Annotated in this window: 15 protein-coding genes; 12 read left to right on the top strand and 3 right to left on the bottom strand. The window is 62.9% G+C overall.

Annotated elements, in window-relative coordinates:
- Window positions 1-434 precede the first annotated feature (434 nt).
- Entirely contained in the window at window positions 435-995 is a 561-nt protein-coding gene (locus tag AAHK20_RS16035; RefSeq protein ID WP_449182451.1) for a hypothetical protein, read from the top strand.
- 76 nt (window positions 996-1,071) lie between these two features.
- Here the strand turns inward: AAHK20_RS16035 and rpsU are convergent, their stop codons facing one another.
- The 3 genes from rpsU to AAHK20_RS16020 all read right to left on the bottom strand — a co-directional run bounded on the left by rpsU (window position 1,072) and on the right by AAHK20_RS16020 (window position 2,060).
- Window positions 1,072-1,284, bottom strand: coding sequence for a 30S ribosomal protein S21 (rpsU, locus tag AAHK20_RS16030; RefSeq protein WP_449182450.1), 213 nt, complete (start codon window positions 1,282-1,284; stop codon window positions 1,072-1,074).
- A 72-nt stretch (window positions 1,285-1,356) separates the two neighbouring features.
- Window positions 1,357-1,581, bottom strand: coding sequence for a hypothetical protein (locus AAHK20_RS16025; RefSeq protein WP_449182449.1), 225 nt, complete (start codon window positions 1,579-1,581; stop codon window positions 1,357-1,359).
- Between the two features lie 275 nt (window positions 1,582-1,856).
- Window positions 1,857-2,060, bottom strand: coding sequence for a cold-shock protein (locus AAHK20_RS16020; protein ID WP_449182497.1), 204 nt, complete (start codon window positions 2,058-2,060; stop codon window positions 1,857-1,859).
- 492 nt (window positions 2,061-2,552) lie between these two features.
- Here AAHK20_RS16020 and AAHK20_RS16015 point away from each other — a divergent pair, with 492 nt between their 5' ends.
- The 11 genes from AAHK20_RS16015 to AAHK20_RS15965 all read left to right on the top strand — a co-directional run bounded on the left by AAHK20_RS16015 (window position 2,553) and on the right by AAHK20_RS15965 (window position 18,522).
- Complete coding sequence (locus AAHK20_RS16015) at window positions 2,553-3,941, top strand: TIGR00366 family protein (RefSeq protein WP_449182448.1); 1,389 nt, start codon at window positions 2,553-2,555, stop codon at window positions 3,939-3,941.
- 85 nt (window positions 3,942-4,026) lie between these two features.
- Window positions 4,027-5,877, top strand: a complete 1,851-nt coding sequence (locus tag AAHK20_RS16010; RefSeq protein ID WP_449182447.1) for an FAD-binding oxidoreductase — start codon at window positions 4,027-4,029, stop codon at window positions 5,875-5,877.
- An 81-nt stretch (window positions 5,878-5,958) separates the two neighbouring features.
- On the top strand, window positions 5,959-6,786 hold the full coding sequence (locus AAHK20_RS16005; protein ID WP_449182446.1) for a class II glutamine amidotransferase: 828 nt from the start codon (window positions 5,959-5,961) through the stop codon (window positions 6,784-6,786).
- A 31-nt stretch (window positions 6,787-6,817) separates the two neighbouring features.
- Entirely contained in the window at window positions 6,818-7,270 is a 453-nt protein-coding gene (locus tag AAHK20_RS16000) for a GNAT family N-acetyltransferase (RefSeq protein WP_449182445.1), read from the top strand.
- A gap of 350 nt (window positions 7,271-7,620) precedes the next feature.
- Window positions 7,621-8,865, top strand: coding sequence for an efflux RND transporter periplasmic adaptor subunit (locus AAHK20_RS15995; protein ID WP_449182444.1), 1,245 nt, complete (start codon window positions 7,621-7,623; stop codon window positions 8,863-8,865).
- Between the two features lie 18 nt (window positions 8,866-8,883).
- On the top strand, window positions 8,884-12,000 hold the full coding sequence (locus tag AAHK20_RS15990; RefSeq protein WP_449182443.1) for an efflux RND transporter permease subunit: 3,117 nt from the start codon (window positions 8,884-8,886) through the stop codon (window positions 11,998-12,000).
- Between the two features lie 16 nt (window positions 12,001-12,016).
- Entirely contained in the window at window positions 12,017-15,337 is a 3,321-nt protein-coding gene (locus tag AAHK20_RS15985) for an efflux RND transporter permease subunit (protein WP_449182442.1), read from the top strand.
- 10 nt (window positions 15,338-15,347) lie between these two features.
- Window positions 15,348-16,826 (top strand): efflux transporter outer membrane subunit, encoded by a 1,479-nt coding sequence (locus AAHK20_RS15980; protein ID WP_449182441.1) that lies wholly within the window; start codon window positions 15,348-15,350, stop codon window positions 16,824-16,826.
- A gap of 243 nt (window positions 16,827-17,069) precedes the next feature.
- Window positions 17,070-17,627, top strand: a complete 558-nt coding sequence (locus AAHK20_RS15975) for a PAAR domain-containing protein (RefSeq protein WP_449182440.1) — start codon at window positions 17,070-17,072, stop codon at window positions 17,625-17,627.
- A gap of 2 nt (window positions 17,628-17,629) precedes the next feature.
- Window positions 17,630-18,244: a hypothetical protein gene (locus tag AAHK20_RS15970; protein ID WP_449182439.1), complete on the top strand. Its 615-nt coding sequence runs from the start codon at window positions 17,630-17,632 to the stop codon at window positions 18,242-18,244.
- Window positions 18,241-18,522 (top strand): hypothetical protein, encoded by a 282-nt coding sequence (locus AAHK20_RS15965; RefSeq protein ID WP_449182438.1) that lies wholly within the window; start codon window positions 18,241-18,243, stop codon window positions 18,520-18,522. Before AAHK20_RS15970 ends, AAHK20_RS15965 begins: the two co-directional genes overlap by 4 nt.
- Window positions 18,523-18,544: the final 22 nt, after the last annotated feature.

Genomic DNA, 18,544 nt, shown 5'->3' with positions numbered 1-18,544 from the left:
TTTGTTTTCCGGTAATCCGAATCAATATATCGTCGTTATCGGAAACTAATTCCGTGAATCATTGGAGCCCGGTAAATTTCAACATCTTACAAGTCGGCGGCGAAACCCGTCTGTAATCCAGGGCGCGTAACGAATTGCAACACTGATAGTGCGGCTCATGTGAATGACGTAATGCTACCGGACATCGGTAAAACAATTCCGATACTGCTTCCACATGGGCTTTAAAAGAGCATCTGACTTCCCGTTTTATGCTTGTCGGTGAGCTAGCGCTTCCCGCCAATAAATAAAAACCGAAATCATCCTATTCAAACTCATTGAAAAGGATCATTGCCGTGAGACTCCTGAAAAAGCGCCCCCAAATCGCTGCGATAGTTCAGGCATTCCTGCTTGCATTGGGCGCTTCAACGGCCCAATCCACTCGAGCAGCGCCCGACTTGCTGCCTCAAAACGCGCCGCATTTCGTGGTGGGTGACAACTGGACTTATCTGCTGACCGATCCGCTTTCCAACAAATCGCGCACGTTCACGCAAACCGTCAGGAATGTGCGCGCCGACGGCAGCGCAGTGGTCTCGATCAGCCCTGGCGGCAACGCGGAGGTGCTCTCGCCCGAAGGCAACGCGATTCCGACTAAACCGGGTGCGCACTCGCCGTGCACCATCGTTTTCCACTTTCCGCTGCAGGCCGGCGACGTCAAGCAGGCGAATTGCGAAGTGACCGACGCCCAGGGACAACTTTGGGTGCGCCGGGCCGAAACCGAGGTGGCGGGAGAGGAAACCGTGCAGACGAAGGCCGGCACGTTTGCCACGATCAAGATCAGGCTGACCGGGACCTGGGCGCCCGAATCCGGGCCGGGCGGGGGCCGCATCGACCAGACGATCTGGTATGCCCCCGCCGTCAAGCGGCTCGTCAAGGAGGACTATCAGGCGCGTCCGTCCGGAAAAGGGACCGCTCATACGGAGGAGACGGAACTGGTGCGCTACGCGGTGAAACGTTAGCGCCGAAAGGGGGCATCCCGCCCCCCCCCCCGGCTGCAAGCCGCCTGGCTCAGCATGGCTGCCCGGCAGCTCCTGTTCAGTACCGCTTTTTCGGCGGCAACGACCGTTTGATCTGCTTGCGCAGGCGCGCCACTGCAACAGCCTTTTTGCGTTTGCGTTCCGCGGTAGGTTTTTCATAGGCTGTCCGGGCACGAAGCTCCGGAATCAAGCCGGTGCGCTCGATCGCGCGACGGAAACGGCGTATTGCAACTTCCACGGGTTCGTCGGGTTTCAGAATTACGGTAGTCAATTTTTTCCTTGGTTGAGATTCGGCAGCAATGTCGAATGGTGATGTGGGTCCACCACCACGCCATTGTCGTCTTTAACCGCGCGTGTCGACCCAGTTGCGCGCCCAGTGGGTCGAGTGCCGCAACGCCTGCTCTTCACTCTTGAAGTAATCGAGCGAATAGAAGCAGTAGCGGCCTTCGGCTCGCGCGCTATCGATGCGTTCGAGCAGCAGGTTGGATGAAAAGCTACCGTCGGGCAAACGATGCGCCGAGGGTTGAACGGCATAGCCGTTGTATTGCTGAATTTGTTTGTTCTGCATTTTAATTTTAATGATATTTGAGTGCGCACGTGCCGTGCGAAAAGCGCACAGGTGCGCCGATTCGAGGCCATTCGAGCCGAATTCTGAATTCGTCGAAAAGCGAAAAATGGCGTTGAAGCCTGAGGGGAGGAGGCGCAATGAGACGTATGGCGCTTGGCAAGCTGCTCAATAAACAGATGCCAACTAAGAGCGATCGCGCCAACTGAGGGAGACAAAGCTCCGCGAGGGTGTCACTGCAACCCGGCATCCCTAGCGGGAGGCCGGGTCCTTCAACCTTACAGCGGCTTGATGTTAGCCGCTTGCAGCCCCTTCGGGCCTTGCTTCGTTTCGAAGCTCACCTTCTGATTTTCAGCGAGCGTCTTGAAGCCGTCGCCCCTGATTTCCGAGAAGTGAGCGAACAGGTCGTCGCCGCCCTTGTCCGGGGTGATGAAGCCAAAGCCTTTGGTGTCGTTGAACCACTTAACGGTGCCGGTATCCATGAGGAATCCTTGAAGAAAAAAGACGAAATAAAAAGTGTTTGAAGCTTCAAGGAGGGAGAGGACAACGAATACCGCTGAGAGCGAGCAATTGATGAACAGCAATCGAACTTCTTGAACTTCGAGCGCGACAGTACCCGTCGGGTGGACCAGCGTCAATACATATCTTGTAACGGTTTCACGTGGCGGCCCGTTCTGCAGACGAAGCGATGCGGCCGTGCCGGGCTGCGCCCCTTGCCTGGCATGGCGTGCAGGTTAGTCAGAGGTAGCACCCGATGAAATCCGGCCCGTCCAAGCAACAAACCTCTTCCAGCGCCGACGCGGACAACCTCACTGCCTGAGTGGATTATGCGTATCCACAGAATTCATGTATGTTCTTTATGCGAATGTGTGTTCGTCTGGCGAATCATTTTGCCGCGGCGTTCACGCGGTTAACATATGCGCACGACGACTACAAACATGGAAAAGAGACATCCCCAGACACCGATCACCCCCATGACCGGCCCGCAAGGGCAATCGCGCAGCGGCGAGCGCCGGGGCATCGTCACCGGCCTCGTCTATCTGTTCGAGCAGGTCATGCCCGACCCGTTCGTTCTTTCGATTGCCTTGACGCTCGTCGTCATTCTTCTGGCGATGGTGTTCGCGCCGCATGCCTCGCTGCCGGTCATCCTGACGTCGTGGTACGGCGGCACCTTCGGCATCCTCGGCTTCGCGCTGCAGATGATCCTGATTCTCGCAACCGGCTATGCCATCGCCGAGGCGCCCCTCGTCCAGCGCGGCTTGCGGGCGATGGCCGCGCGTGCGAGCACGCCGGCGCGCGCCGCGCTGCTCGTGTTCCCGATCGTCGGGGTGGCGGCGTGGCTCAATTGGGGGCTGGGTTTGATCGTCGGCGCGCTGCTGTCGCGCGAGATCGCCAAGCGCGTGAAAGTGGACTTCGCGTGGCTCGTCGCGGGCAGCTACTCGGCGTGGTCGGTCTGCAATAGCGGGCTGTCGAGTTCGATCGCCTTGTCGCAGGCGTCGCACGGCAATGCGCTGAATCTCGTCGAAAAGGCCACGGGGCAGGTGGTGCCGCTCTCGCAGACGATCTTCGCGCCGTTCGTCTTCATTCCGACCGTGCTGATCGTCGTGGTGATGACGGCGATCTTCATTCGCATGCACCCGAAGGCCGAGTACGTCGTGCCGTTCAACGAACCGCAAGCGGACGCTGCGGGCGCGAGCGCGGCCGATTCCGATCCTCACGCGCGCGTCGGGTCCGGTGTGACGCTCGCTACGTACATCGAGCACTCGATCTTCGGCACGCTGCTGCTGTTGGCGCTCGGCATCGGCTACCTCGCGATGACGTGGCACGCGAAGGGCTTCGAGCTCGACATCAACACGACGATCCTGATCTTTCTCTTGATCGGACTCGCGCTGCAGGGCACGCCGATCGCCTACGCCGACGCGATCCGCCGCGCGGCGCGGCAGACCGGCTCGATGCTGCTGCAGTACCCGGTCTACGGCGGGATCATGGGGATCATGACGGGGACGGGCCTGGCCTCGACGATCGCCAAGACGTTCGTGGCGATCGCGACGGCGTCGACGCTGCCGCTCTGGAGCTACCTGAGCTCGCTGATCATCACGCTGCTCATCCCGAGCGCCGGCGGCCACTGGGCCGTGCAGGGGCCGTTCGTGCTGCCGGCTGCGTTGAGCCTGCACGCGTCGGTGCCGCGCACGGCGATGGGCGTCGCGATGGCGGAGAACGTATCGAACATGCTGCAACCGTTCTGGGCGGTGCCGGTCGTCGCGATCGCGGGCATTCGGATTCAGCGCGTGATGGGCTATACGGCGGTGACGTTTGCCGTGTCGCTGGTGATTTACGCGCTGGCGCTTTGGCTCGTGCCTTGATAGGGCGGCAGGCACGCGATCGAAGGGCGCGCCTTGCGGGTTAGTGGGAGAATCCGTCGAACTCCGGGGAGAGGCGACGGATTCCATGAGAACCCATTCTTCGATTAGACGAAGACTGTTGAAGATCGCGGCCGTGCTTCCCCTCGTTTCGGGAATAGGGCTGTCTCATCGCGCTTTCGCTTTACTAGCCTCTGACACTTCGACGTCCACCGGACCAAAATCCCGCGTTCGTCCCGGTGCCCCCGATTGGCCCTCCGAAGCAAGCTGGAACCGGCTCCGCCAACAAGTCGGTGATGCGCTCATCGAAGTCCAGTCGCCGCTCGCCACGTGTGCGAAAGCCCCCGACAGCCTCATCAGCAGGCAACTGTTCTCGGCCTTCCAGAATCCCTATTTCCTGCGCGACCAAGCGGGCCTCACGCAATCGTTCGGCTGGGTCGACGCCTGGGCCACGCAGCCCAGCGTCTACGCCGTGGCCGCCCGCAACGCGAGCGACGTCGCCGCCGCTGTGAACTTCGCCCGTGAGAACCGCTTGCGTCTCGTCGTCAAAGGAGGCGGACACAGCTATCAGGGCACGTCCAACGCACCCGATTCGCTGCTGATCTGGACGCGCAAGATGACCGGCATCACGATCCATGACGCGTTCGTCGGCGCGGGTTGCGAAGGCCAGGCGAAACCGGTGCGCGCCGTGAGCATTGGAGCGGGCGCGGTCTGGGCCCACGTCTACGACGCGGTGACGACGCGCGTAGGCGGCTACGTCCAAGGCGGCGGATGCTTGACGGTCGGGGTGGCGGGGCTGGTGCAGAGCGGCGGCTTCGGCAGCTTTTCGAAAGCGTTCGGCACGGCGGCGGGGAGCTTGATCGAAGCCGAAGTCGTCACGGCGGATGGCGTCGTGCGCATCGCGAATGCCTGCACGAATTCCGAGCTGTTCTGGGGGCTCAAGGGCGGTGGGGGCGGCAGCCTGGGTGTGGTCACGCGGCTGACGTTGCGGGTCCACGATCTGCCCGAGACCTTCGGTGCAGTGAACCTGACGATCAAGGCCGCCTCGCCGGAGGCGTTCCGTCGCTTGATCGGTCTGATGCTCGATTTCTATAGCAAGAACCTGCTGAACCCGCATTGGGGCGAACAGATCCATTTGCGCCGCGACAACGTGCTCGAAGTCCGAATGCTCTTCCAGGGGCTCGACCGCGCTCAGGCGAAGACGATCTGGCAACCGTTTCTCGATGCCGTCGATCGCACCCCCGACGATTTCAAAGTCGACTCGTCTCCGTTCAGTTTTGTCGCGATATCCGCCCGGACCTTTTGGGCGCCGACACTGGTCAAGCGGCTGTTCGGTGTCATCCGAGTCGACGACCGGCCGGGCGCGCCGAACGACAACGTGTACTGGAGCGATAACCGGACGGAAGCGGCCGCGTGCTGGCATGGCTATCAATCGGCGTGGCTTCCGGCGGACCTGCTGCACGGCGAGCGCCGCCCGTCGCTCGCCGATGCGCTCTATGCCGCGTCGCGGCATTGGCGGCTGGCGCTGCACTTCAACAAGGGATTGGCCGGTGGCTCTGAAGAGGCCATCGCCGCCGCGAAAGACACGGTCATGAACCCCGCGGTCCTCGACGCGTTCGCGCTCGTGATCTGCGCGGCGCAGGAGCCGCGCGCGTATCCCGGGATCGACGGTCACGAGCCGAACGTGACGCTCGCCCGCGATCAGGCACGCGCGATCGGGCTCGCGATGGATGAATTGCGCAAGCTGGTTCCGGACGCCGGCTCCTACGTCTCGGAAAGCGACTTCTTTCTCCCTGGCTGGCAGCGCGCCTACTGGGGCGCGAACTACGCGAGGCTGCAAGCGGTCAAGGCGCAGTACGACCCGGAAGGGCTTTTCTTCGTCCATCAAGGCGTGGGCAGCGAGCGCTGGAGCGCGGACGGTTTCATCAGACTGGACTGACCCGGCCGGCGAGCGAACTTGGCGGCGCACTTGGCAAAAAATGCGCGAGAATCGCGAGGTCCTCGTCACCGGAGTCCGATCATGTGCCGCTGGCTTGCTTACACGGGAAACCCGATTCAGCTCGAAACCGTGCTCTTCCGTGAGGAGCATTCGCTGATCGACCAGAGTCTCCATTCGCGCTATGGCGCCACGACCACCAACGGCGACGGCTTCGGCGTGGGCTGGTACGGTCGCCATAACGAACTGCCGTTCCGCTATCGCTGCGCCCATCCGGCCTGGAGCGACCGGAATTTGCGCGACGCGGCGCGCGCGATCCACACCCCGCTGTTCGTCGCCCATATTCGCGCGGCCACCGATACGCCGTCGCAGGAGACCAACTCCCACCCGTTTCGCCACGGCCGCTGGCTGTTCGTTCACAACGGTTCGATCCGCGACTACCCCAACGTGCGCCGTGAGCTGATGCTCGCGGTCAAGCCCGAGCTGTTTTCCTCGATCGAAGGGTCGACCGATTCGGAAGTGATGTTCTTTCTCGCACTGACTCTCGGCCTCGACCACGAGCCGGTGCCGGCGCTCGAGCGGATGGCGGCGTTGATCGAAGACATCGGCTGGCGCAACGGCGTGAAGAATCCGCTCAACATGACTGTCTGCGCGACCGACGGCGAGCAGATCATCGCGGTCCGCTATTCGAGCGAACGCGTGTCGCGGTCGCTCTTTCACAGCACCTCGTTTCGTCATCTGCACGAGCTGTATCCGGACGACCCGCGCATCCAGATGGTCGGCGACGATGCGTTTCTCGTGCTGTCCGAGCCGCTCGTGGATCTGCCGGGCGTGTGGGAGGAAGTGCCGGAGAACACGGCGATCATCGTGCGCGGGGCCAACGTGTATCAGCGGCCGTTCGAGCCGCACTAACTTTTCAATTGCAGTAAAAGGGGACCTTTCTATGCCCGCGTTCAGAGACGCAACCCTCGACGATCTTCCCGCGATCATCGCCTTGCTGGCGGACGACGACATCGGCGCGGGCCGCGAAAGCGCCGGGCCGGAGGATTTGCAGCGCTACGAGGCGGCGATGCGCGCGATCGCGGCACAGGCCGGCAACAGCGTGCTGCTGTGCGTCGACGGCGAAGAGATCGTCGGTCTGTTGCAACTCACGTTGATTCCGGGGCTGTCGCGCCTCGGCATGACGCGGGCTCTGATCGAAGGCGTGAGGGTGAGCGGCGCGCGGCGCGGGCAGGGCATCGGCGAGCGGATGTTCGAGCATGCGATCGGCCTCGCGCGCGAGGCGGGCTGCGGTCTCGTGCAACTGACGACCGACAAGCGCCGCGCCGACGCCAAGCGCTTCTACGAACGTCTGGGGTTTGTGGCGTCACATGAGGGGATGAAGCTGGCGCTTTGATTCGAGCTTTCAATTCGTAATGCAACGCGCCCGATCCTGCACGCCCAAGTAAACAAACCCCGCAAAACTGTTACGTACCTTTACTGACGAGCGCGTCGTAACGAATCGGAATTTGCCCGCACAGCAATCGCAACTTGCCTGCGTTACCCTCCGAACTTGCACGTGGCCCATCGCCACGTGACAATGCGCGGGGAAAACGGCAGGCCGCCCGAGTCCATCCGAGGCCCGCTCGCTTCATCTTCACGCTTTGGTCGTGCCCAGCAGGAGACGCCTGCCGTACTTGCCAAGCCGTAGCCGGTGGCCGGTGTCGTTCTGTCATATGAAGGCAGTCATCGTATCCGGAGGCTGGTATGAGCGAGGCAACGCACCCGCCACAGAAGCGCTCGGGGCGCTGGCGCGTGGCGATCGCGGTCGTCGTGCTCGTGCTGATCGCGCTCATCGTCGTGCACGTGATCCGCAAGAAGGAGCCCGCGCGCGGCGCCGGACCGCTAGTCGTGACCGTCGCCGCCGCGACGCTCGGCGAGATGCCCGTCGTCCTCTCCGAATTGGGCACGGTCACCCCCGTTGCCACCGTGACCGTGCTGCCGCAGTTGAGCGGCTACCTCACGGCAGTCGGCTATCGCGAAGGCCAGGATGTCGAGAAAGGGCAATTTCTCGCCCAGATCGATCCGCGCCAGTACGAGATTTCCAAGCAGCAAGCCCAAGCCCAGCTGGCCAAGGACGAAGCATCCCTCGCGCAAGCCCGCTCCGATCTGGCCCGCTTCACGGACCTCCACGAGAAGAAGTCGATCGCCGAGCAGACCTACTTCGACCAGAAATTCCTCGTCCAGCAGGACGAAGCCGCGGTCAAGGCCGATCACGCCAGCATCGCGCAGTTCGATCTCGATCTCGACTATTGCCACATCACGTCGCCGGTTTCCGGGCGCGTGGGCTTAAGGCTCGTCGATCCCGGCAACTACGTGACGGCGTCGAGCTCGCCGGGCATCGCCGTCATCACGACGATGAAGCCCACCACGGTCGAATTCACCGTGCCGCAGAATTCGCTCGGCGACGTGCTGCAGCGCTTCAACGCGGGCGCGAAGATGACCGTCACCGCCTACAGCAGCGACAACACGCGGCAGATCGGCACCGGCACGCTGTACGCGCTCAACAACCAGATGGCGACGGCCACCGGCACGGTCACGTTGCGCGCGACGTTCCCGAACGACGACGAGGCGCTGTTCCCGAACGAGTTCGTCAACGTCAAGCTGCTCGTCGACACGATGCAGAACGCGGTGCTCGTGCCGACCCCCGCAGTGCAGAGCGGCGCGCCCGGCGACTACGTCTACCTCGTCAATGCCGACAGCACCGTCTCCGTGCACAAGGTCACGCTCGGGCCGAGCGACGGCAAGCACACGGTGATCACGTCGGGGCTCGCGGCGGGCAACCAGGTCGTCACGGACGGCATGGACCGGTTGAGCGACGGCGTGAAGATCCAGGCCGCGCAGGCGAAGGCGGCGAGCGGTGCAGCCGAGGCGTCCGCGCCGGGCGGCGCGAGCCACGCGCAGCACGGCCACGGGGCCAGCGCGGCTGGATCAGCCCCGCAGGCCTCGTAAAGCACGGGGCTCGCGCCGATGAACATTTCCCGGCTGTTCATCCTTCGTCCGGTGGCCACGTCGCTGTTGATGATCGCGCTCGTGCTGGTGGGGCTCGTCGCCGTGCGCTTCCTGCCGGTGTCGTCGCTGCCCGACGTTGCCTACCCGACGATCCAGGTGCAGACGTTCTACCCCGGCGCGAGCCCGAACGTGATGGCGACGACGGTGACCGCGCCGCTCGAAGTGCAGCTCGGCGAGATCCCCGGCCTGCAGCAGATGATCTCGTACAGCTCGGAAGGGGCGTCGGTCATCACGCTGCAGTTCGACCTGTCGCTGAACCTCGATATCGCCGAGCAGAACGTCCAGCAGGCGATCAACGCGGCCAACAGCTTCCTGCCGAGCGGGCTGCCCGCGCCGCCGACCTACGCGAAGGTGAACCCCGCCGACCAGCCGATCCTGACGCTCGCGGTGACGTCCAAATCGATGTCGCTGACCCAACTGCAGGACACGGCGAACAACCGCCTCGCCACCAAAATCTCCGAAGTGCCGGGCGTGGGCGTGGTGACCACGGCGGGCGGCAACGTGCCCGCGGTGCGCGTCGAAGCGGATCCGCAAAAGCTCGCGGCCTACGGCCTCAATATCGACGACTTGCGCTCGCTGCTCGCGAACGTCAACGTCAGCCAGCCGAAGGGCAACTTCGACGGCCCCGAGCTCGACTACACGATCAACGCGAACGACCAGATCTCGGACCCCGCCGACTACCTGACCACCGTGATCGCCTACCAGAACGGCTCGCCGGTGTACTTGCGCGACGTGGCGCGCGTGAGCCAGGCGGCCGAGGACGTCGAGCGCGGCGCCTGGTACGGCCGCACGCCCGCGATCGTGCTCAACGTGCAGCGCCAGCCGGGCGCGAACGTGATCGCCACGGTCAACCAGATCAAGAAGCAACTGCCCCTGCTCGAATCGACCCTGCCTGCGGGGATGCAGGTGACGATCGTCGGCGACAGCACCGGCGTGATCCGCTCGTCGGTGTCGGACGCGGCGTTCGAATTGCTGCTCGCGATCGCGCTGGTCGTCGCGGTGATCTTCGTGTTCCTGCGCAACCTGCCCGCGACGATCATCCCGAGCATCTCGGTGCCGGTCTCGCTGATCGGCACGGTCGCGATGATGTACGAGCTCAACTTCTCGATCGACAACCTCTCGCTGATGGCGTTGATCATCGCGACGGGCTTCGTCGTCGACGATTCGATCGTGATGATCGAGAACATCGTGCGCTATCTGGAGGAGGGCATGAGCCCGCTCGAAGCGGCGCTCGAAGGGGCGGGGCAGATCGGCTTCACGATCTTGTCGCTGACTATCTCGCTGATCGCGGTGCTGATTCCGCTCTTGTTCATGGGCGGCGTGATCGGGCGGCTGTTCAGCGAATTCGCGATCACGCTCGCGGTCACGATCGTGATTTCGGCGGTCGTCTCGCTGACGGTCGTGCCGATGATGTGCGCGCGGATTCTGCGCGCGAAGGAGGCGCGGCATCCGAGCCGCTTCGAGCGCATCAGCGAGGGCCTGTTCGACAAGACGCTGCACGCCTACGACCGGAGCCTGCGCTGGGTGCTCGAGCATCAGACGCTGACGATGGTGGTCTTTCTCATCACGCTGGTGCTGACCGTGGTGCTGTACATCGTGATTCCGAAGGGGCTGTTCCCGGTGCAGGACGTCGGCGTGATCCAGGGGATCAGCGTGGCCGACAACTCGGTGTCCTATAGCGCGATGGTCAATCGCCAGGCCGCGCTCGCCGACGCGATCCTGAAGGACCCCGACGTGGTCTCGGTCACCTCGTACGTGGGCATCGACGGCACCAACACGACGCTGAACAACGGCCGCTTCCTGATCAACCTGAAGCAGCGCGATGACCGCTCGCTGGCCGCCGGCGATATCGCGCGCCGTCTGCAGGACGAGGTCGCCAATGTGCCTGGCATCAAGCTCTATCTGCAGCCCGAGCAGGATTTGACACTCGATACGACCGTCTCGCCGAATCAGTACAAGTTCGTCTTGCGCGGACCGAACCAGCAGGCGTTCAACCAGTACGTGCCGGCGCTCATCGACAAGATGAAGCAGATCCCGTCGATCACCGATGTCCAAAGCGACCTCAATACGGACGGCTTGAGCGTCAACGTCGAAGTGAACCGGCAACTCGCGGCGCGCTACGGCATCACCGCGGCGACGATCGACAACGCGCTCTACGACGCGCTCGGCCAGCGCATCGTCTCGACGATCTTCGAACAGTCGGACCAATACCGCGTGATTCTCGTGGCGAAACCCGAGTCCATGCCCGACGTGGCTTCGCTCGGCAACCTCTATCTGCCGAGCCAGACGAGCAGCAGCGGTCAGGTGCCGTTGAAGGGCATCGCGAAGATCAGCATCACGCGCTCGCCGCTCGTGATCAGCCATCTCGCGCAGTTCCCGGCCGTGACGATCTCGTTCAATCTCGCGAAAGACGCGTCGTTGTCCACAGCGGTCCAGCGCATCCGGCAGGCCGAGCAGGAAGTCAATCTGCCGCCGTCGATCCAATCGTCGTTCCAGGGCGCCGCGCAAGCGTTCGAGGATTCGCTGTCGAGCGAGGTGTATCTGCTGGTCGCCGCGCTCGCCGCCGTGTACATCGTGCTCGGCGTGCTCTACGAGAGCTACATCCACCCGGTGACGATTCTCTCGACGCTGCCGTCCGCCGGGATCGGCGCACTGCTTGCGCTGATGATGGCGGGCAACGACCTCGACGTGATTGGCATCATCGGCATCGTACTGCTGATCGGCATCGTCAAGAAGAACGCGATCATGATGGTCGACTTCGCGCTCGAGGCCGAACGCGTGCACGGCAAGCCGCCGAGGGAAGCGATCTTCGAGGCTTCGCTGTTGCGCTTCAGGCCGATCCTGATGACGACGCTCGCCGCCATGCTCGGCGCGCTGCCGATGCTGCTCGGCTCCGGCACGGGCTCCGAGCTGCGCCGGCCGCTCGGCCTCGCGATCATCGGCGGGCTGACGTTGAGCCAGCTGCTGACGCTGTTCACGACGCCCGTCATCTACCTGATCTTCGATCGCCTCGCGCAGCGCTTTAGCGGGCGCGGGGCGAGCGCGCAACCGGGCGTAGGTGGAGAAGCACCGTGAACGCCAGGGAAAAACCGTGAACATCTCGGCGATCTTCATCCGGCGGCCCGTCGCGACTACGCTGCTTGCGATCGCGATAGCGCTGTCGGGTGCGCTCGCCTATTTCCGGCTGCCGGTGGCGCCCTTGCCGAACGTCGCGTATCCGGTCGTCGTCGTGCAGGCGAACATGGCGGGCGGCAGCCCCGAGATCATGGCGTCGACGGTGGCCGAGCCGCTCGAGCGGCGTCTCGCAACCATCGCAGGCGTGAACCAGCTCACGTCGATCAGCTATACGAGTTCGTCGCTGATCATCGTCGTGTTCGACCTGAATCGCGATATCAACGGCGCCTCGCGCGACGTCGAAGCGGCGATCCAGGCCGCCCGCGCCGACTTGCCGACAACCCTGCGCAGCAACCCCACCTATCGGCAGTACAACCCGGCCGATGCGCCGGTGATGGTCCTTGCGCTCACCTCGGACACGCTGACCAAGGCTCAGCTCTACGACTCCGCCGATTCGGTGATTCAGCAGCAGCTCTCGCAGATCAGCGGCGTCGGACAGATCACGCTGGGCGGCGGCGCGTTGCCGAGCGTGCGCGTCGAGTTGCAGCCGGGCAAGCTGTCGAGCTACGGCATCGGCCTCGAAGACGTGCGCGCGGCCATCTCGGCCGCCAACGCCAACAGCGCGAAAGGCCACATTGATCAGGGCGAGCAGCGCTACGAGATTCTGTCGAACGACCAGATCAGCAGCGCCAAGCCCTATAAAGACCTCATCATCGCGTACCGCAATGACTCGCCGGTGATGCTGCGCGACGTGGCTCAAGTCATCGATTCCAACGAGAACATCCGCAACGCGGGCCTCTACAACGGCAAGTCGGCGGTGCTCGTGATCGTCTATCCGATGCCGGGAGGCAACGTCGTGAAGACCGTCCAGCAGATCCGCGCGCGGCTGCCGATCATCGAGGCGGCGCTGCCGAGCGATATTCGCGTGGGCGTCGCGCTCGATCGTTCGCAATCGGTTGCCTCGTCCGTCGGCGATACCGAGCGCACGCTCTTCATCGCCGTGCTGCTCGTGATCGGCGTGGTGTTCGTCTTCCTGCTGTCGCCGCGCGCGACCCTGATTCCGGCCACCGCGCTGCCGCTGTCGATCGTCGGCACGTTCGGGCCGATGTACCTGCTCGGCTACAGCATCGACAACCTCTCGCTGATGGCGCTGACGATCGGCACCGGCTTCGTCGTCGACGATGCGGTGGTCGTGCTCGAGAATATCGTGCGGCACCTGGAGGCGGGCATGCCGCCGCGCGAGGCCGCGTTGCAGGGCAGCGCCGAGGTGGGTTTCACGGTGATCTCGATGAGTTTGTCGCTGATCGCTGTGTTCCTGCCGATCCTGCTGATGCCGGGCATCCTCGGCTTGCTGTTTCACGAATTCGCGGTGACGCTGTCGATCGCCATCCTGATCTCGCTCGTCATCTCGTTGACCGTCACGCCGACGATGTGCGCCTACGTGCTCTCGCACGAGCGCGTCGAACATTCGAAGGCGCGCTGGGCGCAGTGGGTGGAGAGACAGTTCGACAGCTTCAAGAACGCTTACTCGCGCTCGCTGAACGCGGTGCTCGACCACGCGCTGTTGATCGGCCTCCTGCTGATCGGCCTGCTGGTCGCGAACGTGTTCCTCTTCAGGCTGCTGCCCGCGACGTTCTTTCCCGAGCAGGACACCGGCATCCTGATCGGCCAGATCATCGCCGATCAGAGCATCTCGTTCCCCGCGATGCAGAAGAAGCTCGAACAACTGCAAAGCATCGTGTCGAAGGACCCGGCCGTCGAGGCGGTGGCGGGCTATACCGGCGGCCGCGCGCTCAACACGGCGAACGTGTTCATCGAGTTGAAGCCGCTGTCGGAGCGCCATCTGTCGGCGACCGAAGTCGTCAACCGGCTGCGGCCGAAGCTCAATGCGGTGTCGGGCGCGCGGCTGTTCCTGCAGGCGCAGCAGGACCTGCGCATCGGCGGGCGGCAATCGGCGGCCGAATACCAGTACACGCTGACCAGCGACGATCCCGACGCGCTGTTCAAATGGGTGCCGAAGCTGGTCACCGAGCTTGGCAAGTATCACGCGCAAATGACCGACGTGAACTCGGACCTGCAGCAAAACGGCCTGCAGACATACCTCACCATCAGCCGCAGCACCGCGCGGCGCTACAACTTCGAGCCGAACCAGATCGACAACGTGCTCTACGACGCCTTTGGTCAGCGCACGGTCTCGACGATCTACAACGCGCTCAATCAGTACTTCGTGGTGATGGAGGTGGCCCCGGCTTATTGGCAATATCCGCAGACGCTCGACAACGTGTTCCTGAGCGCGGCGGCGGGCAACCCGAGCGGCACGCAGCAGACGCAGATGCCGGGCGGCACGGTCTCGGCGGTGCAGCAGGCGGTGGCGGTGAGCGCGGGGCAAAGCGGCGCATCCAAGACCAATTCGCTCAACGCGGACGCCGAGGCCAATCAGCTCACCAACAGCATTTCGAACAGCAAGGGCGGCAGCTCGAGCGGCAGCGCCGACAGCACGGCGGCCGAGAACATGGTGCCGCTGCCCGCGCTGACGACCTACGTGAACAACCACACGGCAACGCAGGTCAACCACCAGAGCGGGCTCGTCGCCGGGACGATCTCGTTCAACCTGCCCGCGGGCGGTTCGCTCTCGCAGGCCAAGGAGGCCATCGACAAAGCCGCGCAGGACATCGGCATGCCGGCCTCGGTTCAAGGCGCGTTCGCGGGCGCGGCACAAGCCTTTGCGCAATCGATGTACGCGATCCCGCTCTTGATCCTGGCGGCGCTCGTCGTCGTGTATATCGTGCTCGGCATCCTCTACGAGAACACGATCCACCCGCTCACGATTCTGTCGACGCTGCCGTCCGCGGGCATCGGCGCCACGCTCGCGATGCTGATTCTCGGCACGCCGTTCTCGGTGATCGCGCTGATCGGCATCATCCTCTTGATCGGCATCGTCAAGAAGAACGGGATCATGATGGTGGACGTCGCGATTCAATTGCAGCGCCAGCAGGGCATGGACGCCAAGCAGGCGATCCACGAAGCCGCCGTGATCCGGCTGCGGCCGATCATGATGACGACCTTCGCCGCCGTGCTCGGCGCGGTGCCGCTCGCGGTCGGGATCGGGCAGGGCGCGTCGCTGCGCCAGCCGCTCGGCGTCACCGTGATGGGCGGCTTGCTGCTGAGCCAGGTCTTTACGCTGTACACGACGCCGGTAATCTACCTGTACCTCGATCGCTTGCGCAGCCGGATCGGCAAATGGAGCGACGGGCTGCCGTGGAACCGCCGGACGGACGCTTCGGACACGAGCGCATGAAGATGAGCGCATGAAGATGAAAACTCTATCGATACCGCTGACCGCCGCCGTGGCCCTGCTGCTCGGCGGCTGCATGGTCGGGCCCGACTATCACAAGCCGCAAGTGGCGGTGCCCGCGCATTTTCAGGAACTCGAAGGCTGGACCGAAGCCGAGCCCGATGCCGCCGCCGGACCGAAGGGCGACTGGTGGACCGGCTTTCACGATCCGCTGCTCGACGAACTGGAGCCGCTCGTCTCCGTGTCGAACCAGACCGTGCGCCAGGACTACGCGAACTATCAGCAGGCGCTCGCCGAAGTGCGCGTGGCGCGCAGTGCGCTGTTTCCGACGATCGGCGTAACCGGCTCGGCGACGCGCGCGCGCAGCTCGACCGGCAGCCTGAGCAGCTCGAGCAGCTCGCGGCTCGGCAACTTCCAGCCGGTGAACAACTCGGGCTCGCTCGAAGGCAACGTCAGCTGGAATGTGGATTTGTGGGGCCTCGTGCGCCGCCAGATCGAACAAAGCGCGGCGACGGCGCAAGCGAGCGAGGCGACGCTCGCGAACGCGACGCTCTCCGAGCAGATCGCGCTCGCGACGGCCGTCATCGATCTACGGATCACGGATGCCAACATCGACCTGCTACAGCGCACCGTCGATGCATACACGGGCTATCTGCGCGTCGTCGCCAATCAGGACCAGGCGGGCACCGTGCCGCCGTCCGATCTGATCACCGCGCGCACCCAGCTCGAAAACGCGCAGGCGAGCCTGATCGCGCTCGGCGTCGCTCGCGCGCAGAACGCGCATGCGATCGCGGTGCTCGTCGGCAAGAACCCGGAAGACCTGACGATCCCGCACAGCACCGCGCTGCCGACGCTGCCCGAGATCCCGACGGGCTTGCCGTCGACGCTGCTCGAACGCCGCCCGGACATCGCGATCGCCGAGCGCCAGATGGCGGCGGCGAACGCGTCGATCGGGGTGGCCGTGGCGGCCTATTACCCGTCGGTCTCGCTGTCGGCGCTCGACGGCTTCACGCAGTCGCCGTTGAACGGCTTGCTGCACATCGGCAACTACGTGTGGTCGCTCGGCGGCAGCGCGACCGAAACGCTGTTCGACGGCGGCGAGCGCAGCGCCGATGTGGCGGCGGCCAAGGCGGCCTACGACGCGACGGTGGCGAACTATCGCGGCTCGGTGCTGACCGCGTTTCAGAATGTCGAGAACGATCTCGCTGGCTTGCGCATCCTGGCCCAGCAGGCCGATGTGCTGGCCGCCGCTGTGCGCGACGCGAAGCGCGGCACCGAAATCACGCTCAATGAATACCAAGCGGGCACCGTCGACTACACGACCGTCGCGGTCGCGCAGACGACCCAGTTGAACGACGAGCAAACCGCACTGAACGTGCAGCAGCAAAGGCTGCTTGATGCGGCGTCGCTGATTGGGGATCTGGGGGGAGGGTGGTCGGCCGATACGCTGCATGATCCGAGGCGGCAGCCGCAGCATGTGTTGGTGCCGTAGGGGCGTGTGACCAGAAAGATCAGGGTCACCCCTCCCGGGCGCTACACGTTTCGATAGTTCAATCTATTTGGAATGCGAATCAAAATATAGAAAGTCTTCTAGTCTTGATTCGCATCAAGAATTTCTGTCTATTGCATGCGGATTGATTGCCTGACGATCCGATCGCCATCAAACGACTTGCTGCAACGTTGTGTACCCCTTGATAATTCGGCTGATTCTTCAAAGCCAGCAGGGGGCAAGACAATGAGCATTTTTTATGCGGCAGTCGAAGACGATCCGCTTGATAGCGGCGGCCGCATTATTGAAGGAGGTTCATGCGGTACCGTGAAGGGCGAAGATGGACGGCCTCGAAAGTTTGCATTTCTCGGTCAGCAAGCGTGGTGTAGCCAGTGCAACACTGCCGGTGTCATCGTGGCTGCCCCAGGGTCCCCGGACAAGAAGCGGCTGTACGACCGCCAGCGGGGCCGACAGCAAGCACTGGGCGGCGATCTGGTGCTGTGCAAGTGCGAGCGCCATCCGCGTATCGTTCCCGTATACGGCCGCAAGTGCAAGATCACCGGCGACAACGACAATGCGGCCAGCGTGATCGGCGTGGTCGCCGCAGCCACCACGGCGACGACCGCCTATGACGACAGGTTCACTCTGCGAGATACGGAAGGACGCGCTCTCGCATACACGGCCTACGCGCTGCGCCGGGAAACCGGTGCGTTCGAATACGGCGAAACAGACGAAAAAGGGCACACACATTTGCTTTCGTCGGTTGCTGCAGTCGAGAAAATCAGCCTTTACCTTGCAGGATAGCCATGCCAGAGCAGATTCACGTCTCCCCGGACGGGGTGAAATACCGTTTGGTAGCATCTAGAACGACAACGCCGACGAGCGATACTTCGGTTAAGGAAATTGTTGTAGATTCCACGAGCATTGAGGTTATTGTTAGTGACTCTCGACTCCGCAGTATGGGTTCACAGTGGGGGCATGTTGCCATCGAAATTGACGGAATTGTCTATAGTCGTGCTCACGAAGAGTACGTAAAAATAGATAGACATACGTATTTTTATGGCGGAATCGTCAATTTGACCAACGGGTCAATACGAACCAACGGTAATTTGTGGCGTGACAACTTGGGCCTAGTGCTTAGGGTATCGCCTGTCGAAAAAGACAAAGTCAAACGAGAGTTGGAGCGACGTGTCAGCGTGGATCGAGCATTCAAGCTAAAACATCCGAACGAAAGCACGTACAGCCTCTTTGACAATAGCTGTTCATCAAATGTGGCCGACGCACTCGAATCTATTGGCATTTTGGCCCATGATCCGCGTTGGCTCCCCACACCGGTCACACCGGCCGAGCTGGATGCAGTACTGCAGAAATCCAGGCGTCTCGCAAAAAGGAACTACTATCCAAAGCAGGTAAGCCAATGAAGCAGCGCTATCTCTTCGTAGGCCTGCTCCAGCTCGTATTGATTTTTCTTTCAGGCTGGCTAAGACGGATGTCTTGGAGCGAAATTGACTTTGCCGGGGACACGTTGACCCAGCAAGGGCAATTTTCGTTTTACTGTCTTGCGGGGTGGTTAGCAATGGTTGCTGCGGCAATTTGGTTTGCGGTGCATGACAAGGTCAACAGATCAATGATCGTGCTGTTCCTTGTTCTTCTCCTGCCGTCGATTGAATTCCTTTTGTGGATTGCGCTGAGCTTTTGATAACAAACGCGCAAATGAGCGA

It is taken from the genome of Trinickia camelliae (assembly GCF_053525655.1).
Note: the sequence above shows the minus strand (reverse complement) of the source record. Positions and strands in the feature narration are given on the sequence as shown.